We start from the raw sequence: 26,425 nt of genomic DNA, 5'->3' as shown, positions 1-26,425 counted from the left end.
GCCCCTTATCGCGCCGACCCCTCTAACCCATAGCGCGATATTCTGCTATCTAAGAAGACACTTCCATAAAAACGGACAGTCCCGTGACAGAAAATACGAACATCGCGCAGAGCGCGCACCACGATCTCATCATCAGAAACGCGCGCATCATCGACGGCAGCGGCACCGCGTCGGTAAGCGGCGACCTCGCCGTCGACGGGGATCGTATCACCGCAGTCGGCGACCTCTCCCAGGCCAAGGGCGCAAGCGAGATCGACGCAAGTGGCAAGGTGCTCGCGCCGGGTTTTATCGACTCTCACACCCACGATGACCACGCGCTTCTGGCCACACCCGACATGTCCTGCAAGATCAGTCAGGGCGTCACGACAGTCGTGACCGGAAACTGTGGGGTCAGTATCGCACCGCTCACCATCGATCGCAGGCCGCCCTCGCCGATCGATCTCCTCTCCGGCAACCCAAAGGACTTTCATCCCAGCTTTGGCGCTTATCTGGATGCTTTGGACAAAGACCCGGCCGCCGTTAATGCCGTTTGTCAGGTCGGCCATTCGACGCTAAGGCTGTCGGCCATGGAACGCCTGGACCGGACGGCCACACAGGACGAAGTCGCGGCGATGCGCAAAAGCCTAGGCGAATGCATGGAAGCGGGCGCCGCCGGCTTCTCCACCGGGCTTTTCTATCCTCCGGCCCGTGAAGCCACCACCGAAGAGGTGATCGAGATCTTGGAAGGCTTCAGCGAATTCGACGCCATCCATACCACCCATATGCGTGACGAAGCCGATCACATCGCGGACTCCATCGCCGAGACCGCGAGGATCGGGCGGGACGCCGCCATTCCCGTCCTGATCTCTCATCACAAATGCGTCGGCCGCAACAACCATGGCCGCTCGGCGGAGACCCTCGCCGCCATCGATCAGGCTCGCAAGACTCAAGCGATAGCGCTGGACGCCTACCCCTACATCGCGGGCTCAACCATGCTGGATGCCGGACGCCTGATGACGGCGTCAAAGGTTCTCGTCACCTGGTCCGTGCCTCATCCCAAGTACTCGGGCTGGGATCTGGAAGATGTCGCTAAGGATATGGCGCTCTCAGTCGACGAGACGATCGAGTCGCTCCTGCCCGCCGGCGGAATCTTCTTTTCCATGGATGAAGACGACGTCCGGCGCATCCTCGCCTACCCGCACACCCTGATCGGATCGGACGGCATACCCGGCGACGAGCATCCGCATCCGCGCCTCTGGGGCACCTTCCCCCGCGTGTTAGGCCACTACGCCAGAGATGAAGGCCTCTTCACCCTGGAAACCGCCGTCCGCAAAATGACGTCCATGACCGCCGAACAATTCAAGCTCAAGGATCGCGGCGTGATTCGGCCGGGTGCTTTTGCTGACCTCGTGATCTTCGACGCGGAGGAAATCGAAGATTCGGCCAGTTTCGAGCACCCGACGACACCGGCCAAGGGCATCGACAGCGTCTTCGTCAACGGCCGCAAGGTCTGGAGCGACGGCGCCTTCACCGGTGCCAGGCCAGGCCGCGCCCTCAGACACCGGCACTAGTGTGATGTTTCTGAAGTTCACCGCATAATGTGCGGCGAATTTTAGAAACTGAATCACACTAGATTCAATGAGTTAGTGTCCCGTTGAATCTGAAATTCAATGAAGTGAATTTCAGATTCGGGATACTAGAGCCTGCCGTCATTTGACGCTCAACTGCATCAGAAGAGCCTCAAGCTCTTCCGGGAACACGACTTCGGAGGTTTCCCTGATGTCTTCCGGGGACCACCATTTGTGAGCCCGCATGTACTGCGACTCTGCGGCGCCTTGGCCGCTCTTATCGATACGGTTGTCGGAGACGCGCACCAGGAAATAACGCTCATCGGCCATCACACTGTCACCTGACGGTGTTTCGAAAATTACATCTCTTTGAGCAACTTCCTCACCGACATCGCCTGAGATACCAGTCTCTTCATAGAGTTCGCGCCATGCGGCTTCCTGATAGTTCTCGCCTGGTTCAAGCGCGCCGCCGGGTGTCGCCCAATACTGCTTCCCGGCCAATGGACCCTCATCGAACCGGAAGTGGAACAGCAGAATCCGGTTCTGAGGATCTAAAACCAAGAGCCGCGCTGAAGGGCGTTTTCGCATGCTCCCGGACTGCTTGTTCAAGAGTTACGCAGATAGGATCGAAGCCGCGGCGTCGGCGAGGACCTGACAGCCGCGCGCGATGTCCTGGTCGTGACTGTCCTCCGCGAAGTCGTGGCTGATTCCCCCAATGGAGGGAATGAAGAGCATAGCACAGGGCATGAAGTCGGCGATCACACCCGCGTCGTGGAAAGCCCCGCTGGGCATTTCCGTCCACTTCCCGGGTGCATGTTTTCCCGCCGCGGCGGCAATGTGTTTTCGAAAGCCCTCATCCATATGTGCGGGCGCGACCCGGACCCGGGCCGGCTCCGCCGAGACTCTAGCGCCACCGCGTGCATTGATCTCGCCAATCAACCGCGCCACCGTTGCTTCGAAAGCATCCAGCACCGTCGTCGAGGCATCCCGGTATTGCAAATCCAGCTCCGCGTAACCCGGCACGATCGAAGCCGCGCCCGGCTTGATCACAGCGCGGCCCATGGTCCAGACCGAGCGCGGACCCGCGACCTTCGGAAACTCCTCGTTGATCGCGTTGGCCAGCGCATATAGTGCCGCCGAGGCATCCTTGCGGATCGACATCATGGTGGTGCCGGCGTGATTTTGCTGGCCCTCGAACTTGATCTGCAAGCCGCCCAGGCCGACGATCGAGGTCACAACGCCAATAGCGTTGCCGTCTTCTTCCAGATGCGGTCCCTGCTCGATATGCGCTTCAAGGAAACCCAGATAACGCTCACGATCCAACCTGATGCGCGGCGCATCCTTTAATCCGGCGTCCTTAAGCGCGTCGGCAAGCAGAACACCGTCCTTGTCCCGCGCACCGGCCTCCATCTCGGGCGTGAAGAAACCACAGAGCGAGCGGCTGCCCATGCAGCCGAAAAACCGCGACTCCTCGTCTTGAAGAGAGACGGCATCGACCGCCAGATGCGCGGTATCGGGATCTTCGCGCAGCGCACGAGCGACTTCGAGACCATAGATCACCCCCATGGCCCCATCCAGCCAACCACCCGTTGGTTGAGTATCGGAATGCGACCCGATCAAAAGCGCCTTGCCGGCGTTGGGGGAGCGGCCCAGGACATTGCCGACGCCATCAATCGTAGCGTCCAGGCCAGCCGCCTCATACTGCGCTTTGAGCCAATGCCGTGCTTCCATGTCTTTCTCGGAGAGCGCGGGCCGAACCACCCCGTTATCGACCGCACCGATGGAACGAAGATGCCGCAGGTCGGCAAGCAGGCGATCGGCATTGATTTGAGGCACTGAGTTTTCTCCTTGCTGGACAGAGGTCCCTCGTTTCCGTTGGCTGGAACGTGAGGGATTACGGCGCAATTATTGCCAAGCGCCGTGGATTCACAAGCAGAAGGCTTTCCGCCATGTGGAATGGCTCAGATGCGCGGCGCATTTGCCGCTGCGGCAGGTCTTGTACAGGGTCTTTTCTTGGCTCTTTCCGTCGAGAAGGTTCCTGCTCTATATTCCGGACTCGTTTCGAGATTAAGGCCGCAAAGACCGGTTAGAGCTAATTTCCGGCGGCGGCAGACCAGGGAGAAAGACGCCATGTCTTCAGCGCGATCACTGCTTGCCATCGATCAGGGCACGACCAGCAGCCGGGCATTGATATTCGATGATGCCGGTCGGCCGATGGGGCAGGCCCAGCAGGAACTGCCGCAACATTTCCCCCAGTCCGGGTGGGTTGAGCACGATGTCGAGGATATCTGGCGCGACACCGTCGGCGTGGTCAAAGGCGCCCTCTCCAATGCCAGAGTGGCCGCCACCGATATCGCGGCCCTGGGCATTACCAACCAGCGCGAGACAACGGTGATCTGGGACCGTAAGACCGGAGAAGCGGTGCACAAGGCGATCGTCTGGCAGGACCGGCGCTCCGCCCCACTCTGCGACCGCCTCAAGAAGGATGGCCATGAACCGATGGTCCAGGCGCGCACCGGCCTACTGATCGACTCTTACTTCTCGGCCACGAAGATCGCCTGGTTGCTCGAGAACGTGGAAGGGCTGCGCGCCCGGGCCGAGCGTGGCGAGCTCGCCTTCGGGACCATCGATTGTTTCCTGCTGTGGCGTCTGACCGGCGGCAAGGTTCATGCGACCGACGCCACAAACGCCGCCCGGACCATGCTGTTCGACATCCACCGGCAGGCCTGGGACGAGGATCTGCTTGAGCTCTTCGGAGTACCGGCTTCCCTGCTTCCCGAGGTCTACGACAGCAATGCCGAATTTGGCGCGACGGACGCAAATCTCTTTGGCGCGCCGATCCCGATCCTGGGTATCGCAGGAGACCAGCAGGCCGCCACGGTCGGTCAGGCCTGCTTCGACGCCGGTATGATGAAGTCGACCTATGGCACCGGCTGCTTCGCCCTCATGAACACGGGCGAAAATGCCCTGACGTCGGCCAATCGGCTGCTGACCACCGTTGCCTATCGGATCGACGGTAAAACCACCTACGCCCTGGAAGGCAGTATCTTCGTGGCGGGCGCCGCGGTGCAGTGGCTGCGCGACGGGCTGAAGATCATCTCCTCAGCCGCCGAGACCGAAGGACTGGCGAAGTCCGCGGATGCCACGCAGGCGATATACGTGGTTCCGGCCTTCACTGGTTTGGGCGCGCCCTATTGGGACGCCGACGCGCGCGGCGCCGTCTTCGGCCTGACCCGCGCCACGGGGCCGGCGGAGATTGCCCGCGCCACCCTCGAGGCCGTCTGCTATCAGACCCGCGATCTGCTGAAAGCCATGGAAGCGGACGGTGCCAGCGGACTGGAAACTCTGCGGGTTGACGGCGGCATGGTCGCCAACAACTGGATGCTGCAGATGCTGGCCGACATCCTGGGCGTCGCCGTCGAGCGTCCCGTGGTGGCCGAGACCACCGCGTTGGGCGCCGCGAGCCTGGCCGGCCTCAAGAGCGGTGTTTTCAAAGGTCCGGAGGGCATCGCCGAAACATGGCAAAGCACCGGCCGTTTCGAACCCCGCATGTCCGGCGACGAGCGCGAGAGCCGCTACGCCGGCTGGCTGGATGCCGTCCGTCGGGTCCGCTCATAGTGTCCCGTTGAATCTAGTGTGATTCAGTCTCTAAAATTCGCCGCATGCTACGCGGCGAACTTCAGAAACATCACACTAGCGGATAGGATCAGATGTCGGGCCAGACGAACCGCATCAGGGCGGCAAGGCCAAAGACTGTCAGAATGCTGCCCGACAGCTGATTAATCCGCTTCAGCGCGTGTGACGTCATCCGGTTCCGGAACAAACCGACACTGCCGCTCAGGCCCAGCCACCAGAGTGCCGAACCCAAAAAAACACCCGCCACCAGAATGACAGCCCCGCCGTAGCCATGGGCCTGTGCTGTACTTGAACCGGCAAAGCCAAGTCCCGAAAAAAGAGCCACGAAGGAAAAGATCGTCGCGGGGTTGGCAAGCGTTAAAACGACACAGGAGAGGAAGGCACTGGCAGCGCCGCCATTTTGCCCGCCCGAACCCAGCGGGGCCGGAACCGCTCGAAAAGTCTTCACACCGAGCCACAGAAGAAACAGTCCGCCCCCCAGAAGCAGCGCACCCTCTATCTCGATCAGAAAGCTCGATATCGCCGTAAGGCCAAAGGCGGCAACGGCCCCGTAAAAAGCATCGGCAACGGCGGCCCCGAGACCGGACGCAAACCCCACCCCCATCCCCTGGCTCAGGCTGCGCCGGATGCAAAGCACGCCGATCGGGCCGACGGGAGCGGCAACCGACAAGCCTAACAATAAGCCTTGAAAAAACAACATAATCATTGAAATTAGCCATATTTCCGTATATTTTCCGGAAATTATCACCTTTATTCGGATAAATCACGGATTATTATCTTCATGGAAGTTGATCAATCTGACCGCAGGCTTCTGGCCCTGATCCAGGATGATTGCAGGCAGTCCTACGCTGAACTGGCGAAGCAATGCGGTCTCTCCCCGTCAACAGTTCATGATCGCCTGAAAAGGCTGCAGGCACGCGGCATTATCAAAGCCCAGGTTGCCATCCTGGATCCCATTGCCCTCGGCCTCGACATTTGCGCCTTCGTCCAGATCACTTTAAGTCATCCGAAAACAGTCGCAGGCTTCCTCGACAAGGTCGTCAAACTTCCCGAAGTTCAGGAATGCCACCATGTGACCGGCGACTTCGACTATCTGCTAAAAATTCGTGCAAGTAATGCCTTGGCTCTGGAACGCACAATTACTGATAAAATCAAGACAATTGAAGGGGTGATCCGGAGCCATACTGCAATTGCCCTCTCCTCGGCAAAAGACACGCCCGCAGTTGACTGTGGCCGGACATCCCAAGATCAATCGTAACCTGTGCGTGCATAGATCGAGGCGGGCGTTCACTTTGAGGAAATTTAGCGATCTGGTTGATTTTTTGATCCTTTCTTAATCAAGCTGCGGCAGACTTCGGGTTATCGGCAACTCTAAAGACATCCCAGGCCCGCGGGGCTATGGCGGGCGGTCTCCGAGTGGCAAGGGTTTGAGGTTTGAGGTCTGAGCCTTGCGCGCCGCAATGAGTTTCTACGGCGAAGAAGTGATGAACGTCATGAAAACCACAGTTCATTCCCAAGACGTGGCTGAGCAGCGCCAGTACAAACGGGCCCAGGTCGTTCTGTCCGGCTGCCTCATCAATGAAATCGAGACACTCGATTGCGCCGTCATCGACCTCTCCATCACGGGCGCACGCGTCTGCCTCGACGGCGCACCTGAGGGCAAGGAAGTCGTCAAGTTGCGCCTCGCACGTTCGACCGACCTTGATGTCGAAGTCGTGTGGCAGGAAGATGGCGTCTGGGGCTTGAGGTTTACCGACGATCCCAGAGACGTCGCCAACGTCCTCGACGGCCTGCTGCCCGAGGAGTGTCTGGACGCGACAAGCGTCGTTCGCAACCTCAAAGAAGTCTAGCTGTATCTCAGACCGGGACTCGTGCAACACTTGCACTCATGAAAAACAAAGTACGATTCCCGCTCCTTCTCTTTCCTCTTGCCTGTCTCGCCGGGCTCTTTGCGCTTTTGGGCACGGCCGACGCCAATGCCAAAGTCGAGGGTAAGCAGTCTCAGGTTTTCAGTCCGGCCATTATTGAAATCGGCGGCACGCTTGTTCAGCTGGAAGGGCTTCGGGCCCCGGGCAACGACCAAAGCTGCACAGAGAGCCAAACAGCCTGGAGCTGTGGCCGCGACGCGCGCTGGGCCACCCTGAACCGGGTGGGCAATCACTGGATCACCTGTCTTGACCGGGGCCGGACCGCAAGCGGAACCTTTCTGGGGCTTTGCTACCTGGGCGGTGTCGGTGGTCCGGAACTCAACGCCTGGCTGGTCGAGCAGGGCTGGGCCCTCACAAATGCGGCAGGTGCGGAACGCTATCTCGAAGAAGAGACAAAAGCCCGTGCCGAACGGCGCGGCCTTTGGCGGAATGACATCGAGCCGGTCTGGGAGTAAGGCTGCTTGCGCTGCCCGGTCTTGCACGCCCCGGCGTGTGCCGGGGAATCTTCGTCACGCCGCGACAGCCTTTCGGGCTGCAACGACTGAAAGATAATCCTGTTCCACCCGGTCGCGCAGGTCATGCGAGCGTTCGGACTTGATCTTAAGTCCAGCAAAGTTGGGAGCGCCGAACGTCTTGATCATCAGCAAGGCATCGCTTCCGAACCAGCGGGGCAGAACGCAACCGCAGAAGTATTCCCGCGACCGAAGCACCTCGACCACCTGCGCCACTTCCGGTTGGCCGAGATTGACCGCAACCTTGATCATTGCGCGGCCGTTCGAACGTGCCTCTTGCTCAAGCGACAGCAATCGGGTTTCGAAGTCCGCTCCTGCATGCGTAAGGTTGATCGCGACAACGTCGCAATCCGGCATATCGCCAACCGTCAGTTCGCTCTCCCCGCCCGGCTGGGCACTTGCATCCGCCTCATGAAAGCGGCGACGGTCCCCCAGATGCTCGACGACGTCACGCACGTTTCCGGCATAACACGGCGGCAGATAGACGTCGGTATCGTTGTCCGGCGCAAAGCTTCGGGCATAATTCAGCGTAGCCACACGGCCGATCGGACCATGGGCCGCAACAAACATGCGCTCGGGCAGATAATCCATTTCATAGCCAATCTCCGTCAGACCCAAGGAGAGGCAGGCCTTTTGCGAATAGGCATGGTTACAAACCGCCGCCCCGAACAGCAGCTCGCATTCCAGCGCGCCACGGGCGTGCTCGATGGCAATGGACATCATGGCAGCCAGCAGACCGCCGGAGCGGTGATTGCCGCCGACCACGGCCTGACCGATTTCAAGAACCTTCGGTGAAGGCGCACAGCGGGACAACCCGACGTGCCCGACGACCTCACCGCTCGCGGTTCGGGCAACGACAGAGATCAATTGCTGGCTTCGGTTTCCGGCAATGAAGGTCTCCGGATCGTAGATCGAAGCTTTAAGGTAGTTGTCGCCGTAGGCTTCTCTGAAAAGCTGAACAATCGCGCCGGCATCGGACTCCCGAAAACCGGCGATAATGTACAAACCCTGCTTGCGCGGTGACAAGGACGCCGTCATGCCATATCCCCCGTAAAATCCCCAGTTTTACTTTAGGCAATAAAAGTATATACAGAATTTATGACAAATTTAAATTGTATTTAATATTCGTTTACAGATGATTTAAATAGAACCCGTACGAACAATAATAATCATTACGCGGGAAATAAGTATTGGTAATTCCCCTTACGCGGGAACCCTTACATTTGTGGTTCCTAGACATAAAAAAAGAGCGGTCAGAAGACCGCTCTTTTTCAACCATAGAATGAAGACTTGTTTTATTTGGTCTAAACTTCAGACCGCCAGATCATGACACGGCCGCTCAGGCAACACCGGAGCACCGCAATCCATAACTCACTTTGCGGCGACTACGTCCTGCCGCTGATCACCAAGGCCCTCGATCCCAAGCGACACGACGTCGCCGGGTTTCAGATAGCGGGGCGGTTTCTGCCCCATACCGACGCCCGGCGGCGTCCCTGTGGTGATGATGTCCCCCGGATGCAGGGTCATGAACTGGCTAAGATAAGACACGATAAAGGCAACGCCGTAGACCATGGTGTTGGTGTTGCCGGTCTGCTGGCGCTCGCCGTTCACATCGAGCCACATGGAAAGCGCCTGCGGGTCAGCGACCTCATCCTTGGTGACAAGCCAGGGACCGAGCGGTCCGAAGGTATCGGCTGACTTGCCTTTCACCCATTGACCGCTGCGTTCGATCTGGAAACCGCGTTCGGAAACATCGTTGATCACGCAGTATCCCGCAACATGCTTCAGCGCATCCGCTTCACTGATGTACTTGGCCGTGCTGCCGATGACCACACCGAGCTCGACTTCCCAGTCGGTCTTTTCCGAGCCGCGCGGGATCTCGACGTTGTCGTTCGGACCGCAGATCGAGGAGGTCGCTTTCATGAAGACAACCGGCTCCGGCGGCACCTCCAACCCGGATTCGGCCGCATGGTCGGAGTAGTTCAAACCAATAGCAACGAACTTACCGGCATCGGCCACGCAGGGGCCGAGGCGTGTCGCGCCGTCAACGGCAGGAAGAGACGCCGGATCGACGGCGGCGAGCTTTGCCAGCGCATCCGGCGACAAAGAGGCGCCATTCACATCCTCCACGACAGCGGAAAGGTCGCGAATTGTGCCGGTGGAGTCCAGCATTCCAGGCTTTTCGGCGCCTTGCGGGCCATAGCGAAGCAGTTTCATGGCGTTGTCCTCTTACAGGAATTTTCGAAGTCTGTTTTAAAATCAGGAGTCTTGGATATCAGTTCGACCAGCCACCGTCGATAATATGGATCTGACCGGTCGTATAGCCTGCCGCATCGCTCGCGAGATAGAGCGCCAGCTCGGCAATTTCCGCGGGCTCGCCCAGCCGTCCGATCGGCTGGCGCGCGATAAAGGCGGCGCGCGCGGCATCGTAATCGCCCTGCTCGGCAAGCCGCTGCTCAAGCGACGGCGACTGAACTGTTCCCGGGCAGATGGCATTGCAGCGGATGCCCTTTTGTACGAAATCCGCCGCGACCGACTTGGTCAGCCCCACCACCGCCGCTTTTGTCATGCCGTAGGCGAAGCGGTTCGGCACCCCTTTGACGCTGCCGGCGACCGAAGCCATGTTGACGATCGAGCCACTGCCGGCTTCGAGCATTTTCGGCAGAAAAGCACGGATGGTCCGGTACATGGATTTGACGTTGAGATTGATGGCGAAGTCCCAGTCCGCCTCACTGCACTCCAGGATTGACCCCGCGTGCACAAAACCGGCGCAGTTGAAGAGCACGTCCAAAGTCCCGACTTCAGCCGCGAGTTCGGCGATCATGGTATCGTCGGTGACATCCAGCCGGCGCCGGTTGCTGACCTTCACGTCGGCCAGGGCGTCCTCATTGATATCGGTCGCCCAAACGCGCGCCCCTTCGGCCTCGAACAGCTCGGCGGTCGCCCGGCCAATTCCCTGTGCAGCCGCCGTCACCAGCGCCGTCTTGCCGCGCAGTCTGTCGCCCATAAAACTCAGTCCCTCCAGACGTCTTCTCTTCACCGCTGTCTCGTTTCAGGCTCAACCGGCAAGCCGCGCTCGACCGGGAAGCGCTGTCATACAGCGTTAAATGTCACTCATTTCCGACCCGCAGCGGCCCACTTACATCACCGCGCCGATCTGCCAGGGCACGAACTCATTATCGCCGAAGCCCAGTTCCTCACTCTTGGAGGGCGTGCCCGAAGCCACGGCGAGAATCTTTTCGAATATCTCCGCGCCCTTCTCTTCGACCGAGACGGCACCTTCCGCGATCGGACCGCAATTTATGTCCATGTCCTCGGACATATTCTCATACATCAGTGAGTTGGTTGCCAGCTTGATCGAAGGAGACGGCTTGTAGCCGAATACCGAGCCGCGTCCGGTGGTAAAGCAGACGACATTGGCGCCTGACGCGACCTGCCCCGTGATCGAACAGGGATCGTAGCCGGGGCTGTCCATGAAGACGAAGCCCTTAGTATCAATGGGCTCGCCGTAGAGATAGACCCCGCTCAGCGGCATGGTTCCGCCCTTCGCCGCCGCCCCGAGAGATTTTTCCAGGATCGTAGTCAGGCCGCCCAACTTATTGCCCGGCGAAGGATTGTTGTTCATCTCGCCGCCGTTGCGCCGGGTGTAGTCTTCCCACCAATGGATCCGCTCGATCAGTTTCTCCCCAACCTGCCGATTGACAGCCCGCCGGGTCAGTAAGTGCTCAGCGCCGTAGATCTCAGGCGTTTCCGAGAGAATTGCGGTGCCGCCGTTGCGGACCAGGAGGTCCGCCGCTGCTCCCAGCGCCGGGTTCGCGGTAATGCCGGAATAACCGTCGGATCCGCCGCACTGCAGGGCCAGGGTCAGTTCGCTTGCCGGCGCGTCTTCGCGCTTGCAGGCATTGGCCGCAGGAAGCATCGCCTTGATCCGCTCGACACCGGCCTCGATGGACTTGCGGGTGCCGCCACTCGCCTGAATGGTCATGGTCTGGAAGCTATCGGTATCGCTCAGGCCATAGGTCTCCATCAGGCGGGGAATCTGAAAGACTTCGCAGCCCAGCCCGATCATCAGGATGCCGGCAAAATTCGGGTGGGACGCGTATCCCCAGAGTGTCCTTTGAAAGTTCTCGAACCCCTCGCCCGAGCTGGCCATGCCGCAACCCGTGCCGTGAACGAACGACACCACGCCGTCGATATTCGGATAGTCGTCGAGCATGCCACTGCGGTTAAAGGCGTCGGCAATGAAACGCGCCACTGTCGCAGAGCAATTCACAGAGGTCAGAACGCCGATATAGTTCCGTGTCCCGACCCGTCCATTGGCGCGCCGGTATCCTGCGAAATTGCGTTGCGCGCCATCACCCACGAAGGGCACCGGCCTGACATCGGCGCAGAAGTCATAGTCGCGGGCAAATTCCTGGACCGCACAGTTATGCTCGTGCACATGCTCACCGGCTGCGATCGGACGTGTCGCGAAACCGATGATCTGATTGTATTTGCGGACAGGCTCATTTGCGGCGATCGCCTTGGTCGCCAGCTTATGACCCTGAGGCACGCCATCCACCGCCGTCACGCCCTCGGAGACCACCCGCGTATCTCCAGCGATATTCCGCCGCGCGACAACAACATTGTCGTCCGCCGACAGCCGTATCGTCAGGGTTTCAGAGTCTTCGAGCACCTTGTTCCTTCCACGCTGGACCCTCTGGCCGGTCGGCAGACGCAGCCTGCGCGCCGACAACCCAATCTATCCGGGCCGTAGGCTGTTCAAATTCATGTCCCTTGAATTCGATCGCCACTTAAATACCGAACTGCCTAAAGCCCGGGATCGAATCGTCAGACGCCCGGGCCGATGCTGCTTGATGAGGGCAAACCGGATTTCATCTTGACTTACTTCTGACCCCAGCTAGCATGTTAGCACAATTAGCATGCAGGGCATTGGGATGCAACATCCGCTTCCGGAGAATGCGGTCATCGACCCAAGGCAATCGCGGTCTTCACAGGTCTACGCGATCCTCCGCAGCGCCATCATTGACCTTACCCTTCCGCCGACCATGGTGATCAAGAAAGAAGAGATCGCAGCGCAGCTCGGGATCTCGCGCACGCCTATAAGTGAAGCGATCAACCGGCTCGCAGAAGAAGGCCTGGTCGAGATCTTCCCCCAGCACGGAACCTATGTCTCCAAGATCCGGACGGGTGACGTGCTCGAGGGCGCATTCCTGCGCCGCGCGCTTGAGGTTGAAACCGTGCGGGAGGTGGCGCTTCGGATCACCCGCGAGGTTCTCAACGACCTGGACCGGAACGTTCGCTATCAGAAAGCCAACCTGGAGGCCGATGATCTTGACGCCTTTCATCGGCTGGATATCGAGTTTCATCAAATGATTTGCGATTTCCTGGGTTTCACCAAGGTGCGCCGGGCCATCGACAGCTCCCGTGCGCAGCTTGACCGGGTGCGAAAGATGATGCTGACGGTGGTCGATCGGCCGATAGAGACTTACCACGAGCACCTGGCCATCGTTGACGCCCTGCGCAAGGGTTCGCCCGATGCCGCCGGCGAGGCCATGACCCGCCATCTGGCCGCAGGTATTGCGCCGCTGCAAAAACGAATGAAGGAGCGGCCGGAACTATTCGAATAAGAAGGAAAGGCAATTGAACACCGCTGCCCACGCGGCAGTTTTGACCGGGGATAAAAACGAAAAGACCAAGAAGGTTTCACTGTTCATCACGGGAGGGAAGAATGCATTCAACGAAATTCAAGTCACTGCGCCGGCTGGCAGCAGTTACCACGACCAGCCTTTGCGCGGTCGCTCTTGCAGCCTCCGCAGCTTCCGCGGAGAAGAAATACGATGGCGTGAAGGTCGACATCATGACCTTCACAGGCCCCCAGATCGCAGAGCCGCTTCAGCGCCGCGCACCGGAATTCAAGGCGCTGACCGGGGCGGAGATCAATGTCGTCACGGTCCCCTTCTCCGATCTCTACACAAAGCTCCTGACCGATTTCGCGACGGGCACGAATTCCATCGATGCGGCGGTCCTGGCGCCGCAGTGGATGGTCGACTATGTCGAACCAGGTTACCTGGAAGACCTGACCGACAAGGTTGCGGCGGATAAAGACCTGAAGACCGACGACATCGCGGGTTTCTTCCGCGAGTTTTCTCAGCAGTACAACGGCAGAACCTATCTTCTGACGCTGGATGGCGATTTCCACATGGTCTACTACCGCAGCGACATACTGGAGGCTGAAGGCCTCTCGCCGCCGGAGACCTGGGGAGACTATCTCTCGATCGCCAAAACGCTGCACGGCAAGGACATGAACGGCGATGGCGAAGCCGACTACGGGTCCTGTATTTCTAAAAAACGCAACGCACAGGCCTATTGGACGATCCTCTCTATCGCCGGCGGTTACCTCCAGACCCAGGGGACCAAGCAGGGCGCGTTTTTTGATGCCAAGGACATGAGTCCGTTGGTCAACAATGAAGCCTTCGGTGCTGCGCTTGACGTTTATACCGAGTCCACGAATTACGGCCCGCCCGATGAAATCAACCTGGATGTCGGCGACACGCGCGGCCTCTTCACAGCGGGCCGCTGCGCCCTAACCATCGACTGGGGTGACATTGGTACCCTGGCGATCGACCCGGACAACTCCAATGTCGTCGACAAGGTCGGCGCGGTTATGCTGCCGGGTTCCCGCGACGTGCTTGACCGTGAAACCGGTAAGCTTGTCGCCTGTGATGCCGATCGCTGCCCGCATGCAGTGAACGGCGTCAACCGGGCACCCTTCGCCGCCTTCGGCGGATGGTCCGGCGGCATCAATGCCTCCGCCGACCAGAAAGTCAAAGACGCCGCCTACGACTTCTTCTCCTATATGAGTCAGCCCGCGCAGTCGAACAGCGATGTCACCATCGGCAAGACCGGGTTCAACCCCTACCGCCTGTCCCAGTTCGGCGATCTAAGCCTTTGGGTGGAAGCGGGCATGAGCGAGAAAGCGGCCAAGAACTATCTCGGCGCGATCGGAGCAAGCCTCGACAGCCCCAACATGATGCTGGATCTGCGCATTCCCAAGAACCAGAATTATCAGCAGGTTGTCCTGGACACCGCTATCGCGCGCCTCCTGGCCGGTGAAATCGACAAGGCCGCCACCATGGAAGCCATCGAGGAGGGCTGGAACGAGTTGAACGAAGACCTCGGTGCCGATGAGCAGCTTCGGCTCTACAAGGCAACGCTCGGCCAGTAGCCATTACTCTCCCTGCCGGGGAAGAGGCGCAATCCCCTTCCCCGGTGCTTTTTTATCTTACCTCAATCGTAGGGGCTGAACTGCGGCGTGCTGATTCTCGAAATCACCGGCGCACAGCAATCCACAGCCAAATGAATAAGAGCTCTCTGCGCGATTCTTTTTCTGCACGCAGACAGCGATCGGATTCAAGCGGGTAGAAAGATATGTTTTCCATCCCAGCCAAGGTCTCGGAATGGAGCGACCGGCAAGCGCCGACGCTGCTGATTCTCCCGACGGTGCTGATTATTCTGGCCCTCTCGATTTATCCGCTGCTGCTGTCGCTTTATCTCGCGCTGTCCCGCTTCAAGCTGGTACGCGGCGGCTACGAGTTGAAATTCGTCGGCCTGCGCAATTTCGAGAAACTGCTGTTCGGATCCCAGCAGTATCATTTCCTCGGAACCTTCGGCCGGATCACACTATTCGAATGGTGTTTCCTTGCGCTGATCGTAGCCGGGTTCGGCCTCTGGCTCTGGCGCACCCTGCGCAGCGGGAAAGCGGGAGTCTTTGGCTTCATCGGGCGCGTAATCACCGCCACGGTCCTGACCGGGTTGGTTCTGCTCTGTATGGCCGTGCTCAACGGGAAGGGCTTTCCCGGCAGCCTAGTGGTCACGCTGTTCTATGTTTTCGCCGGCGTCTCGATCCAGCTGGCGATTGGTCTGGGTCTGGCGCTTCTCTGTGCGCAGCGCATTCAGGGCCGGAATTTTTTCCGCCTGATCTTTTTCATCCCATTGATGGTGACGCCGGTCGGCATCGCCTATGCCTTCCGCATGCTGGCAGATGTTTCCAAAGGCCCCTTCGCTCCTCTCTGGCAATGGCTGGGTTATGGCGATTTTGCCTGGGCCGCCGACGCCTGGTCCGCGCGCTGGGTGGTCCTGATCGGGGACTCCTGGCAGTGGATACCCTTCATGTTCATTGTGCTGTTGGCCGCGCTGGAGAACCAGCCGGGCGAGCAGGTCGAGGCCGCCAAGATGGATGGCGCCGGCGGCTGGCAGATCTTCCGGGACATTTCCTGGCCGGCCATCGCGCCGGTCGTGGCGACGGTCGTGCTGATCCGCCTGATCGAGGCCTTCAAGATCGTTGATCTGCCGAACATCCTGACCAACGGCGGCCCGGGCATCGCAACGGAATCCATGACCCTGCATGCCTTCATCGCCTGGCGGACCCAGGACCTCGGCGGCTCCTCGGCGGTCGGCTACATGCTGCTCTTCGTCACGGTCGTGACCTGCGTGTCCTTCTTTAACTTCATCGCCCAGAAAACCAGGGAGGCCGGCACATGACCGCAGACTCCACATCATCTTCCCCGGCCCTTCCCTCGAAAGCCCTGCCCTCGAAACTCCAGCGCACGCTGTTCCAGCGGATTTTCGAACCCAAGGATATCAAGTCGCTTTCACCGGCTCGGCTGGTGCTGACCTACACGATCCTGATCTTCTGGTCTTTCGTGGTGCTTTTCCCGCTCTACTGGCTGCTGGTGACTTCCTTCAAGCTGCCGATCCACGTTTCGGACGGTCCGGTCTATCTGCCCTTCATTGATTTCGAGCCTTCCAGCCATGCCTGGAGTTACATCTTTTTCGATCTGGGCAACGACACCTTCCGGCCTTACCTGAATTCACTGATTATCGCCTTCGCCAGCACGGTGCTTGCGGTGCTCTTCGGTTCCATGGCGGCTTACGCGCTCACGCGCATCACCTACCGCCCGAAGATCATGTCGATCTTCGCCTTCATCCTGATCCTCGCGGCGGTGGTCATTTCTACCATTGCAGCCGGCATCCCCTGGCAGATCGGCGTGGCGGTCGGCGCTGCGCTCTTCGTGTTGTTCCTGCTCACGCTGGCCAAACGCTTCAAGCGGTCCCTGGGCAACAACGACATTCTCTTCTGGATCATCTCGCAGCGGATCCTGCCGCCGGTGGTCGCCGTGCTGCCGATCTACGTCATGTTTCAACAGGTCGGTCTGCTCGACACCCACTTTGCCCTGATCATCGTCTACATGGCGGTCAACCTGCCGATCGTGGTCTGGCTGATGCGTGACTTCTTCGCGACCATTCCGGTCGATCTGGAAGAAAGCGCCGAGCTGGACGGCGCCTCGCGCTTCCGGATCTTCCTGACCATCGTCATGCCCCTGGCGAAACCGGGGCTGGCGGCGACCTTCCTTCTGGTGCTGATCCTCTCCTGGAACGAGTATCTGCTCGCCCTCTTCCTCTCGACTGCCGATGCGCAGACCATGCCTTTGCTGGTCGCGGCCCAGAACGCCACGCGCGGTCCGCAGTGGTGGTACATGTCGGTTCTGATCGTGATCATGATTCTGCCGGTTATCGCGATGACCGGTCTCCTCCAACGCTTCATCACCCGCGGCCTGCTCATCGGTGCGGTAAAGGGATAGTTTTCGATGCAGGTTTCCCTTCGAGATATTCGTAAATCCTTCGGCGCCATCGAAGTGGTCAAGGGTCTCGACCTTGACGTGGGCGACGGTGAGTTTCTGGTCCTGCTGGGCCCGTCCGGCTGCGGCAAGACAACTGCGCTGCGTATGATTGCGGGGCTGGAGACCGCCTCGGCAGGCCGCATTTACCTCGGCGATCAGGACGTCACGGACGTACTGCCGAAGTACCGTGACATTGCCATGGTGTTTCAGAGCTACGCGCTCTATCCGCACATGACCGTGGAAGACAACATCGGCTATCCGCTCTATCTGCGCAAGGTCGACAAGGAGGAACGCGCCCGGGCCATCCGTGAAGTGGCGGGCAAGGTCGATCTGCTCGACTATCTCGACCGCTACCCGAGGCAGCTCTCCGGCGGTCAGCGCCAGCGCGTCGCGCTCGCCCGCGCCATGATCCGCCGCCCCAGCCTCTTCCTGATGGACGAGCCGCTGTCGAACCTGGATGCCAAGCTGCGCGGACATATGCGCACGGAGCTTAAACATCTGCAGAACGAACTCGGGGTCACGACCATCTATGTCACCCACGACCAGATCGAAGCCATGACCCTGGCCCACCGGGTCGCGATCATGAAGGCCGGCGAACTGCAGCAACTGGCCCCGCCGCGGGAAATCTATAATGACCCGGCAAACCTTTTCGTGGCAGGCTTTATCGGTTCTCCGCCCATGAACTTTATCGAGGGTAAGATCGCGGGTGGAAGCTTTCGCGCGGAGGGCGCCGCATTGAGTTGCCCGGGCTTCAGCGATCACGGCAAGGTGGTGGCGGGTGTCCGCGCAGAAGATCTGCGCGTCGTCGAGGCCGGCGCAGGCGAATTCAAGGGCACCACCTACGCCATCGAATTAACCGGCAACGAAACACTGGTGACCTGTCAGGTCGGCGAAAGCCTTGTGATCGTGAAGATGGACAAGGACTACGACGAGAAGATCGGCACGGCGGTTGGGATCGCCCTGGCGAACGAGCAGATCTTCTTTTTCGACGCCGGGAGCGGCACCCGGCTTCGTCCCAACAACACTTGAGTGGGGAGATCCAAGTCATGCAGTTCCACGACCTCAAGACCTCCAGCACGACATCCCTCAAACTCTCCGAGATGGGGTTTGGCGGTGCGCCCCTGGGCAACATGCACCGGGCGCTCAGCGAGGAGGAAGCTCAAGCCACTCTGCGCGCGGCCATCGATGCAGGCGTGACCTACTTCGACACCGCGCCGCTCTACGGTCACGGTCTGAGCGAAACGCGTTTCGGCGAGGCACTCAGGCCAATGCCGCGGGAAAGCTATCAGCTTTCGACCAAGATCGGCCGCACCCTGGAACCCTGCGCACCGGGCGAAGAGGACGCCGGCATATTTGTTGACGTGCCCCATGTCAGGCCGGTCTACGATTACTCCTATGACGGCGTCATGCGGTCTTATGAAGACAGTCTCAAACGCATGGGAGTCGACTCCGTCGATATCCTCTACATCCACGACGTCGATATCTGGACCCATGGCAGCAAGGAAGCCTCGGACCAGCGGATCGAGGAAGTCATGGCGGGTGGTTATAAGGCGATGGAAGCCCTAAAGGCCTCCGGCGATATTGCCGCCATCGGTGCGGGCGTGAACGAGTGGGAAGTTTGCCAGCGCCTGACCGAACTGGGCGACTTCGACTGCTTCCTTTTGGCGGGCCGTTACACCTTGCTGGAACAGGAGGCCCTGAACAGCTTCCTGCCGATCTGCGAAAAGCGAAACATCGGGATCGTTTTGGGCGGTCCTTACAACAGCGGCATCCTGGCGACCGGCGCCGTCGAAGGCGCGATCTACAACTACCATCCCGCGCCACCCGACATCATGGCCCGCGTCGCAGCGATCGGCCGGGTCTGCGACGCGCATGGCGTCTCCATGGCCAGTGCCGCCCTGCAGTTTCCCCTCGCCCATCCGGCCGTCGTCTCGGTCATCCCCGGCGCCATGTCGCCGGACGAAGTCACACGCAACATCGCGACACTGGAGGCCAAGATCCAGAGCGCATTCTGGGCCGACCTCAAATCCGAACAGCTGTTGCACCCCGGTGCCCCAACGCCTTGAGGAAAGACCATGATCGACGCCCATGTACACCTTTGGCGTTTGGCGCGCGGCGATTACGGCTGGCTGACATCGGACCTGGACGTCATTTACCGGGATTTCGAAGCCGCCGATCTGCGCCAGCGTCTGCAGGCCACAGGTGTTGAGCAAGCGGTTTTGGTCCAGGCGGCGCCAACCATTGCGGAGACCGGGTTCCTTCTGGAGATCGCGGAGTCTACGCCTGAGATCGCTGGCGTGGTCGGCTGGATAGACTTCGAATCACCCACCGCAGCCAAGGACCTTGCCGGGCTCGGCAAATCCCCCTGGCTCAAATCGGTCAGGCCCATGATCCAGGACATTTCCGACCCGGACTGGATGCTGAAACCGGAACTGGATGCGGCTTTCCGTGCCGTCATCGAACTGGACCTCTGTTTCGATGCTCTGGTGCTGCCGCAACACCTTAAGCGACTCCGAACACTGCTTGCGCGCTATCCCGATCTGCGCGTGATTGTGGATCACGGGGCCAAGCCTCTGATCGCCCAGGGCGTCATTGACGGCTGGGCAGAAGACATGAAAGCCATCGCCGACAGCGGCCCGGTCCACTGCAAGCTCTCCGGCCTACTCACGGAGGCCGGCCCTGACTGGACCGCGGACAGCGTCCGGCCCTATGTCGAGCACCTTCTGGCTTGCTTCGGACCGGAACGTCTGGTCTGGGGCAGTGACTGGCCGGTGCTCCGGCTCGCGGGAGACTATCGGGGCTGGTTCGACCTGGCGCAGAGTTACCTGGCCGAATTGAGCGAGAGCGAACGTGCCGGGGTCTTCGGCGAAAACGCCCGGCGGTTTTACCGCTTATAATCGTTTCTATCCGGCCCGCTCTTTGGTCTTGAGTTTGTGGCCGACCCGGACGATGGCATCGATGGCCGGAACCAGTTCTTGTCCGAGATCGGTCAGGGCGTATTCGACGGAGGGCGGCGAAGTCGGTTTCACTTCGCGGCTGATCACGCCGCTGGCTTCGAGCGCCCGCAGGCGCGCCGTCAGCACCTTGGCCGAAACGCCGGGTATATCGAGCCTGAGTTCGCTGAAACGCCTTGGCCCGCCGCAGAGATTCCAGATGATATTCGGCGTCCAGGCACCGCCGAGCACCGACATGCACTCTGTCAGAGGACAGCCTTCAGGCGCCGGCGGCGCTTTATTCTTTCTGACACGCAGAGCCATTTCTCAACCTCAAAGTTAACGCTGCAGTCTCATGTCCGAAGTCCCGCCCTGTTGACGAACACCGCTACCGCAGGACGTCAAAACGCGCAGTCATCGTCCAACCCCGACGGCTTATCAGGGGCGCTCCACCAGTCCGGCGTCTTCAATCCGGTTACCGATCGGAAACCACATAATGAGATAACCAAAAGTTACCTGGTTTACAAGAGATACTCAATTTCCCTAATAAGCATCAGTGTTTAATCAGGGAATGCGAAGATGCCCTCTCAGACAGAAGCCGTGCGCCGTCTCGGCATTGACTATCCCATCATTCAAGGCCCTTTCGGCGGCGGCATCTCGACCGTCGGGCTGGTTTCAGCCGTGTCAAACCGGGGCGGCCTGGGCTCTTTCGGCGCCCACATTGTTGCGCCGGAAGAGATCGGCGTGCTTCGAAAGGAGATCGGCGCGGCCACCTCCGCGCCCTTCGCCCTGAACCTCTGGGTCTCGGATCACGACCCGGGCGGCCTGCATCTCAGCCAGGAAGAATTCGACCGTTACTTCCCGATTTTCGAACCCTACTTCGAAGAGCTGGGGCTGGAGAAGCCCGAGCCCCCCGAACTCTACCACTACCGTTTCGAAGAGCAGGCCGAAGCGCTGCTCGAAGCGCGCCCGCCGGTCTTTTCTTTTGTCTTCGGTGTGCCTTCTGCCAAGGTCTTGGCAGAGTGTAAACAGCGCGGCATCGTCACCGCGGGGGCCGCGACGACCATCGCCGAAGCCGAGGCTCTGGAAGCCGCGGGTGTCGACCTCATTGTCGCGACCGGCTTCGAGGCCGGCGGGCACCGCCCCTCCTTTCTGGCGCCGGCGGAAGAGTCCCTCTTTGGAACGCTTGCCCTCACGCAGATCATCGAGCGCCGGGTCAAAGTCGCCGTGATCGCGGCAGGCGGCATCGTCGACGGCCGCGGTGTGCACGCCGCCCTGACGCTCGGCGCCCAGGCTGCCCAGATCGGCACGGCTTTTCTGGCTTGCGATGAATCAGGCACGACCGATGCGCACCGGGCTCTGCTGCATGGCGACGCAATCCTGGAAACCGCGCTGTCACGTTCCTTCACTGGCCGCCTCGCGCGCGTCATCCCCAACCGCCTCTACGACGAGCTGCTTCCGCGCGCGGCAGAGCTTCCGCCTTTCCCGGTACAGGGCTGGTTCGTCTCCAGGATCAAGGCTGCCGCCGTGGCGGCAAATCGCAGCGACCTCATCACGCTCTACAGCGGACAGATCGCGCCGAACCTCAAACACCGAAACGTCCCGGACCTGATGGACGCCCTGCTTCAGGACCTTAGCTAAAACCCAACGATAAGGAGATCCCCGAAATGAAACTCTACTACACAAGCGGCGCCTGCTCCCTCTCCCCACACATCGTCCTGCGCGAAGCCGGCCTGGACTTCGAGATCGAGGCAGTCGACCTGGCGCAGAAGAAAACCGCGAGCGGCGCGGACTTCACCCGGATCAATCCCAAAGGCTACGTGCCCGCTTTGGCCCTGGACAATGGCGAAGTGCTGACCGAAGGCGCCGCCATCGTGCAGTACATCGCCGACCAGAAGACTGAGAGCGGACTCGCACCGTCCGCCGGAACTCTGGAACGCGCCCGTATGCAGGAACACCTGAACTATGTGGCCACGGAGTACCACAAAGCCTTCGGGCCGCTCTTCTCACCCTCGTCCAGCGAGGCCGAGCAGACCGCCGCGAAAAGCAATATCGGCAGAAAGCTGGAGTACCTCGAGAGCCTCTTTGCCGACGGCCGCGATTACCTCTTGGGCAAACGCTTCTCGGTTGCCGATGTCTATCTTTTCGTCGTGACCTCCTGGGCCAAGCATAAGGACATCGATCTTTCAGACTATCCAAAGCTCAGCGCGTTCTTCGAACGCGTCGCCGGGCGGACCAAGGTTCAGGAAGCCCTGAAAGCCGAAGGTTTGGCCTAAGCCGATTTCTGCACCTCTCTCTCGGGGACATCCTTGAGAGAGAGGTTCTCCCCTCAGAAAGAGGCTAAGCGACCGCCGCTCCCATGCGCCGGTCTTCCCGGATCATCTCCGATGCTTTTTCCGCGATCATAATCACCGGCGAATTGGTGTTGCCGCTGGTGATGGTCGGCATGATCGAGGCATCGACCACCCGCAGCCCCTCGATGCCGTGCACCCGGAGCCGGTCATCGACGACTGCCATGGGATCATGCCCCATCTTGCAGGTGCCTACGGGATGGAAGATGGTCGTCGCGATATCGCCAGCCGCGATCGCCAAGGCCTCTTCATCGGCAATATGCGGCCCAGGTTTGAATTCTTCGGGTTCATAAGGCGCGAGCGCAGGCTGCCGGCAAATCTCCCGGGTCAACAGGATCGCCTGGGCTGCGACCTTCCGGTCCGCAGGGGCCGAGAGATAGTTCGGGCGAATGGCCGGCTGCACCCGGGGGTCCGGTGATTTGATATGGATGGAGCCGCGGCTTTCCGGGCGCAGATTGCAGACGCTGGCGGTGAAGGCCGGAAAGGGATGCAGCGGCTCACCGAATTTCTCCAGGCTCAAAGGCTGCACATGGTACTCCAGGTTCGGGGTCTCGCGGCTGTCGTCCGACTTGACGAAACCGCCCAGCTGACTGGGCGCCATGGTGAGCGGACCGGTCTTGAAGAGCATATACTCCAGCCCCATCCCCACCTTACCGACGAGAGAGTTGGCCCGCTCGTTCAGAGTCTTGACGTTCTTGACCTTGAAGACCGTACGCACCTGCAGATGATCCTGCAGGTTCTCGCCAACCCCTGCCAGTTCATGTTTCGCTTCGATGCCGAACCTCTGCAGGACCTCCCCGGGGCCGATGCCGGAAAGCTGCAGGATCTGCGGTGAGCCGACCGCACCGGTGGCCAGGATCACCTCGCCCCGCGCGGATACCTTGCTCAGGACATCCTTGTGCCAGAATTCCACGCCCGTCGCGCGTCGGCCTGTCAGAGTCACGCGCTTGGCCTGGGCGTGGGTCAGAACGGTGAGGTTCGGCCGCTGCATCGCCGGACGCAAAAAGGCTTTCGCGGTATTCCAGCGCACGCCCTTGCGCTGGTTGACCTGGAAGTAACCGCAACCCTCGTTGTTGCCGCGATTGAAGTCATCGGTCTTGGGAATCCCCGCCTGGGCCGCCGCCTCCTGAAAGGCGTCCAGAATCTCCCAGGACAGACGCTGCTGCTCGACCCGCCATTCGCCGCCGTTGCCGTGCAGGTCGTCTGCGCCCCCTGCCTGATCTTCCGAGCGCTTGAAGACCGGCAGAACATCGTCCCAGCTCCAGCCGACATTGCCAAGCTGACGCCACTGGTCGTAATCTCGCGCCTGGCCGCGCATATAGATCATGCCGTTAATTGAGGAGCAGCCACCCAGCACCTTACCGCGCGGATAGGCCAGGGAACGCCCGTTCAGGCCCGGCTCTTCCTCGGTCTGAAAACACCAGTCGGTGCGCGGATTGCCCATGCAGTAAAGATAGCCGACCGGGATATGAATCCAGAGATAATCATCCTTGCCGCCTGCTTCGAGCAAGAGCACGGAGACGTCGGGGTCGGCCGAAAGGCGGTTGGCAAGCACGCAGCCGGCGCTGCCTGCACCGACAATCACGTAATCGAATTCGCCGATATCCTTGATGTCACGTCCTGTCGCCTTTTGCTGCACAAATCCCCCCTCTCAGACCACGCGTTTTCGCTCGTTGCCGCGATGATACCAAGCCGCTCAAGCCGCTAGCAAGACAGCGTATCTTTCCCTGGCCGGGCAGAAAACTACCAGCAAAATCAAAGGCTGCGTAACAGTCCAGGGATCGGCTCAAAATCGCCGAGAGGAAACGCAGCTTTACAAATGCGACTTTTGGATGTATTTTCCGTCTCATCTCTCGTGGGAGGGGAACGCATGGCGATTGACTGGTTGTTGTCCGAGACCGCTTCAATGTTGCGTAAGCCCGCAGATGATCTGGATCTGCGAAGCGAGATCTCTCTCACCGAACTGGCCGCACGACTGACCTTTGATGTGCAGCGTGATCTTCTGGAATACTGGGATGTAATCCGCGGCGAAGGCCATCTGCCCGCACGGTCGGATTTTGATCCGCTGGCGGTTCCTCATGCCTTGCCTTACGTCGGGCTGATCGACATTATCGAGCCTGGACCGCAGTTCCGTTACCGCCTGATCGGAACGAAACTCCCGGCCTACGCCGGCGGGCGCCTGGAAGGGCGCTTGGTCGACGAACAGAAAACACCCGGCATCGCGGCTTATTTGAACTGCGTGTACGAACTCCCGTACCGCTTTCGCCAACCGGTTTTTATCCGGGAATGCGCCGACTACGAAGATGGCGATGAAGACTGCCTCGCACGGCTGATCCTGCCCATGGCGCAGGATCGCAATATGCCCGACATGCTTTTGGTCTCGATCATTTATGAAACCCAGAACAATCCGGGACAGCAACGACGCGAGACCACGCCGAGAAGCTGCAGGGCCCTCAGCATGGTCTCGGCCAGACCGTAAAGCGACACCTGCGCATTGAGAAGGATCAAGCGCTAACCGCTGCCCGGACGCGTGTTCATGTTCTCAGGCAAATAGGTCGCCAGCTCGGGCACGAAGATCAGCACGAAGACCATCACAACCATGATGAAGAACATGGGGATTGCGGCTTTCGCGATGTAACTCATCTCATGCCGGGTCATGCCCTGCAGCACAAAAAGATTGAAGCCGATCGGCGGTGTGATCTGCGCCATTTCCACGACGACAACGATGAAGATCCCGAACCAGATCACATCGATCCCGGCCTGGCGGATCATGGGTTCCACCACCGCCATGGTCAGAACCACCGATGAGATTCCGTCCAGGAAGCATCCCAGGATGATGTAGAATACCAGGAGCGCCATCAGCAGTTCGAAGCGGGTGAGTTCCATGCCGGCGATCCACTCTGCCAAGGCACGCGGCAAACCGGTGAAGCCCATCGCCAGCGACAGAAAGGCGGCGCCGGCCAGAATCAGCGCAATCATGGCCGATGTCCGGGTTGCGCCCATCAGGCTTTCCGTGAAGGTCGACCAGTTCAGAGATTTCTGACCCGCCGCAAGCACCAGGGCACCGATCACGCCGAAGGCCGCTGCCTCGGTCGCGGTCGCAAAGCCGAGATACATGGAGCCGATCACCACCGCGATCAGGCAGATCACGGGGATCAGAAAGCGCGAGTTGCCGATCTTTTCGAAAAAGTTCGTCTTGGGCTCCGGATCCGGATTGTACTTCGACGAGACCTTCGAATAGACCGCCACATAAGTCATGAACATTCCGGCCAGCACCAGACCCGGCAGCACACCCGCAATGAAGAGCTTGGAAATCGATTCGTTGATGGTCACACCGTACACGATCAGGGTCAGTGACGGCGGGATCATCAGTCCCAGCGTCGCCGCCCCGGCCAGGGTTCCGATGATCATATGCTCCGGATAATTGCGCTTGCGCAGCTCCGGAATGGACATCTTGCCGACCGTCGTCAGGGTCGCCGCGGAGGAACCGGACACCGCCGCGAAGACTGTGCAGCCAACGATGTTGGTGTGGATCAAACCACCGGGCAAACCCGCCATCCAGGGGGTCAATCCCTTGAACATGTCCTGCGAGAGGCGCGTTCGGAAGAGGATCTCGCCCATCCAGATGAAGAGCGGCAGCGCCGTCAGAGTCCAGGAGGACGACGCCGACCAGATGGTCGTGATCATGGCATCGCCGACTGGGCGCGAGGTGAAGAGCTCCATGCCGACAAAGGCGACGCCCAGCAGAGCGAGTCCGACCCAGACACCGGTGCCCAGCAGCAGGAAGAGAATGAAGAGGAAAATGGCGATCAGTTCGAGCTGTTCCATGACCGCC

At 60.0% G+C, this 26,425-nt stretch carries 25 protein-coding genes; 15 read left to right on the top strand and 10 right to left on the bottom strand.

Annotated elements, in window-relative coordinates; translation table 11 throughout:
- Positions 1-83 precede the first annotated feature (83 nt).
- Positions 84-1,550, top strand: coding sequence for an N-acyl-D-amino-acid deacylase family protein (locus FKG95_RS04645; RefSeq protein ID WP_246116678.1), 1,467 nt, complete (start codon positions 84-86; stop codon positions 1,548-1,550).
- Positions 1,551-1,688: 138 nt separating this feature from the next.
- On the opposite strand, the gene FKG95_RS04640 is transcribed toward FKG95_RS04645, so the two are convergent.
- Both FKG95_RS04640 and FKG95_RS04635 read right to left on the bottom strand, forming a co-directional pair.
- Positions 1,689-2,135, bottom strand: coding sequence for an NUDIX hydrolase (locus tag FKG95_RS04640; RefSeq protein WP_142895106.1), 447 nt, complete (start codon positions 2,133-2,135; stop codon positions 1,689-1,691).
- A 24-nt stretch (positions 2,136-2,159) separates the two neighbouring features.
- Positions 2,160-3,383: a hydantoinase/carbamoylase family amidase gene (locus FKG95_RS04635; protein ID WP_142895105.1), complete on the bottom strand. Its 1,224-nt coding sequence runs from the start codon at positions 3,381-3,383 to the stop codon at positions 2,160-2,162.
- Positions 3,384-3,677: 294 nt separating this feature from the next.
- Between FKG95_RS04635 and glpK the strand changes: the two genes are divergently transcribed.
- Positions 3,678-5,165, top strand: a complete 1,488-nt coding sequence (gene glpK / locus FKG95_RS04630; RefSeq protein ID WP_142895104.1) for a glycerol kinase GlpK — start codon at positions 3,678-3,680, stop codon at positions 5,163-5,165.
- Positions 5,166-5,253: 88 nt separating this feature from the next.
- Here the strand turns inward: glpK and FKG95_RS04625 are convergent, their stop codons facing one another.
- Complete coding sequence (locus FKG95_RS04625; protein WP_246116677.1) at positions 5,254-5,853, bottom strand: LysE family transporter; 600 nt, start codon at positions 5,851-5,853, stop codon at positions 5,254-5,256.
- A 111-nt stretch (positions 5,854-5,964) separates the two neighbouring features.
- Here FKG95_RS04625 and FKG95_RS04620 point away from each other — a divergent pair, with 111 nt between their 5' ends.
- The 3 genes from FKG95_RS04620 to FKG95_RS04610 all read left to right on the top strand — a co-directional run bounded on the left by FKG95_RS04620 (position 5,965) and on the right by FKG95_RS04610 (position 7,566).
- Complete coding sequence (locus tag FKG95_RS04620; protein WP_142895102.1) at positions 5,965-6,441, top strand: Lrp/AsnC family transcriptional regulator; 477 nt, start codon at positions 5,965-5,967, stop codon at positions 6,439-6,441.
- Between the two features lie 235 nt (positions 6,442-6,676).
- Positions 6,677-7,033, top strand: a complete 357-nt coding sequence (locus tag FKG95_RS04615) for a PilZ domain-containing protein (RefSeq protein ID WP_179953925.1) — start codon at positions 6,677-6,679, stop codon at positions 7,031-7,033.
- A gap of 38 nt (positions 7,034-7,071) precedes the next feature.
- Complete coding sequence (locus FKG95_RS04610) at positions 7,072-7,566, top strand: thermonuclease family protein (RefSeq protein ID WP_142895100.1); 495 nt, start codon at positions 7,072-7,074, stop codon at positions 7,564-7,566.
- A 54-nt stretch (positions 7,567-7,620) separates the two neighbouring features.
- Here FKG95_RS04610 and FKG95_RS04605 read toward each other — a convergent pair whose 3' ends face one another.
- From FKG95_RS04605 to FKG95_RS04590, 4 genes are all read right to left on the bottom strand, one after another.
- Positions 7,621-8,661: a GNAT family N-acetyltransferase gene (locus FKG95_RS04605; protein ID WP_142895099.1), complete on the bottom strand. Its 1,041-nt coding sequence runs from the start codon at positions 8,659-8,661 to the stop codon at positions 7,621-7,623.
- A 333-nt stretch (positions 8,662-8,994) separates the two neighbouring features.
- Positions 8,995-9,840 carry a fumarylacetoacetate hydrolase family protein gene (locus FKG95_RS04600; protein ID WP_142895098.1) on the bottom strand — a complete coding sequence of 282 codons (846 nt, stop codon included), beginning with the start codon at positions 9,838-9,840 and terminating at the stop codon, positions 8,995-8,997.
- A gap of 58 nt (positions 9,841-9,898) precedes the next feature.
- Complete coding sequence (locus FKG95_RS04595; RefSeq protein ID WP_425456734.1) at positions 9,899-10,663, bottom strand: SDR family oxidoreductase; 765 nt, start codon at positions 10,661-10,663, stop codon at positions 9,899-9,901.
- 99 nt (positions 10,664-10,762) lie between these two features.
- Positions 10,763-12,298 carry a UxaA family hydrolase gene (locus tag FKG95_RS04590; RefSeq protein ID WP_142895097.1) on the bottom strand — a complete coding sequence of 512 codons (1,536 nt, stop codon included), beginning with the start codon at positions 12,296-12,298 and terminating at the stop codon, positions 10,763-10,765.
- Between the two features lie 262 nt (positions 12,299-12,560).
- Here FKG95_RS04590 and FKG95_RS04585 point away from each other — a divergent pair, with 262 nt between their 5' ends.
- From FKG95_RS04585 to FKG95_RS04555, 7 genes are all read left to right on the top strand, one after another.
- The gene (locus tag FKG95_RS04585) at positions 12,561-13,253 is read left to right on the top strand and encodes a GntR family transcriptional regulator (protein ID WP_179953924.1); all 693 of its coding nucleotides are present in this window, start codon (positions 12,561-12,563) and stop codon (positions 13,251-13,253) included.
- Between the two features lie 101 nt (positions 13,254-13,354).
- Complete coding sequence (locus FKG95_RS04580) at positions 13,355-14,851, top strand: ABC transporter substrate-binding protein (RefSeq protein WP_142895095.1); 1,497 nt, start codon at positions 13,355-13,357, stop codon at positions 14,849-14,851.
- A 203-nt stretch (positions 14,852-15,054) separates the two neighbouring features.
- A complete protein-coding gene (locus FKG95_RS04575) occupies positions 15,055-16,167 on the top strand; it encodes a carbohydrate ABC transporter permease (protein WP_142895094.1) in 1,113 nt (370 codons plus the stop codon).
- Entirely contained in the window at positions 16,164-17,267 is a 1,104-nt protein-coding gene (locus FKG95_RS04570; RefSeq protein ID WP_142895093.1) for a carbohydrate ABC transporter permease, read from the top strand. Before FKG95_RS04575 ends, FKG95_RS04570 begins: the two co-directional genes overlap by 4 nt.
- A gap of 6 nt (positions 17,268-17,273) precedes the next feature.
- Positions 17,274-18,335: an ABC transporter ATP-binding protein gene (locus FKG95_RS04565; RefSeq protein ID WP_142895092.1), complete on the top strand. Its 1,062-nt coding sequence runs from the start codon at positions 17,274-17,276 to the stop codon at positions 18,333-18,335.
- A 17-nt stretch (positions 18,336-18,352) separates the two neighbouring features.
- Positions 18,353-19,372, top strand: coding sequence for an aldo/keto reductase (locus tag FKG95_RS04560; protein ID WP_142895091.1), 1,020 nt, complete (start codon positions 18,353-18,355; stop codon positions 19,370-19,372).
- Positions 19,373-19,381: 9 nt separating this feature from the next.
- Entirely contained in the window at positions 19,382-20,203 is an 822-nt protein-coding gene (locus FKG95_RS04555) for an amidohydrolase family protein (protein ID WP_142895090.1), read from the top strand.
- A gap of 6 nt (positions 20,204-20,209) precedes the next feature.
- Here the strand turns inward: FKG95_RS04555 and FKG95_RS04550 are convergent, their stop codons facing one another.
- Complete coding sequence (locus FKG95_RS04550; protein WP_142895089.1) at positions 20,210-20,563, bottom strand: winged helix-turn-helix transcriptional regulator; 354 nt, start codon at positions 20,561-20,563, stop codon at positions 20,210-20,212.
- A gap of 255 nt (positions 20,564-20,818) precedes the next feature.
- Between FKG95_RS04550 and FKG95_RS04545 the strand changes: the two genes are divergently transcribed.
- Positions 20,819-21,880: an NAD(P)H-dependent flavin oxidoreductase gene (locus tag FKG95_RS04545; protein ID WP_142895088.1), complete on the top strand. Its 1,062-nt coding sequence runs from the start codon at positions 20,819-20,821 to the stop codon at positions 21,878-21,880.
- A gap of 26 nt (positions 21,881-21,906) precedes the next feature.
- Positions 21,907-22,515: a glutathione transferase GstA gene (gene gstA, locus FKG95_RS04540; protein WP_142895087.1), complete on the top strand. Its 609-nt coding sequence runs from the start codon at positions 21,907-21,909 to the stop codon at positions 22,513-22,515.
- Positions 22,516-22,579: 64 nt separating this feature from the next.
- Here the strand turns inward: gstA and FKG95_RS04535 are convergent, their stop codons facing one another.
- On the bottom strand, positions 22,580-24,229 hold the full coding sequence (locus tag FKG95_RS04535; RefSeq protein WP_246116676.1) for a GMC family oxidoreductase: 1,650 nt from the start codon (positions 24,227-24,229) through the stop codon (positions 22,580-22,582).
- Between the two features lie 231 nt (positions 24,230-24,460).
- Between FKG95_RS04535 and FKG95_RS04530 the strand changes: the two genes are divergently transcribed.
- On the top strand, positions 24,461-25,069 hold the full coding sequence (locus FKG95_RS04530; RefSeq protein WP_179953923.1) for a PAS domain-containing protein: 609 nt from the start codon (positions 24,461-24,463) through the stop codon (positions 25,067-25,069).
- A 32-nt stretch (positions 25,070-25,101) separates the two neighbouring features.
- Here FKG95_RS04530 and FKG95_RS04525 read toward each other — a convergent pair whose 3' ends face one another.
- Positions 25,102-26,418, bottom strand: coding sequence for a TRAP transporter large permease (locus FKG95_RS04525; protein ID WP_142895085.1), 1,317 nt, complete (start codon positions 26,416-26,418; stop codon positions 25,102-25,104).
- Positions 26,419-26,425 lie beyond the last annotated feature (7 nt).

The sequence above is a fragment of the Denitrobaculum tricleocarpae genome, assembly GCF_007004665.1.
GTDB classification, from domain to species: Bacteria; Pseudomonadota; Alphaproteobacteria; order Kiloniellales; family Kiloniellaceae; genus Denitrobaculum; species Denitrobaculum tricleocarpae.
The sequence above is the reverse complement of the archived record's forward strand: the minus strand, read 5'-3'. Positions and strand labels throughout refer to the sequence as shown.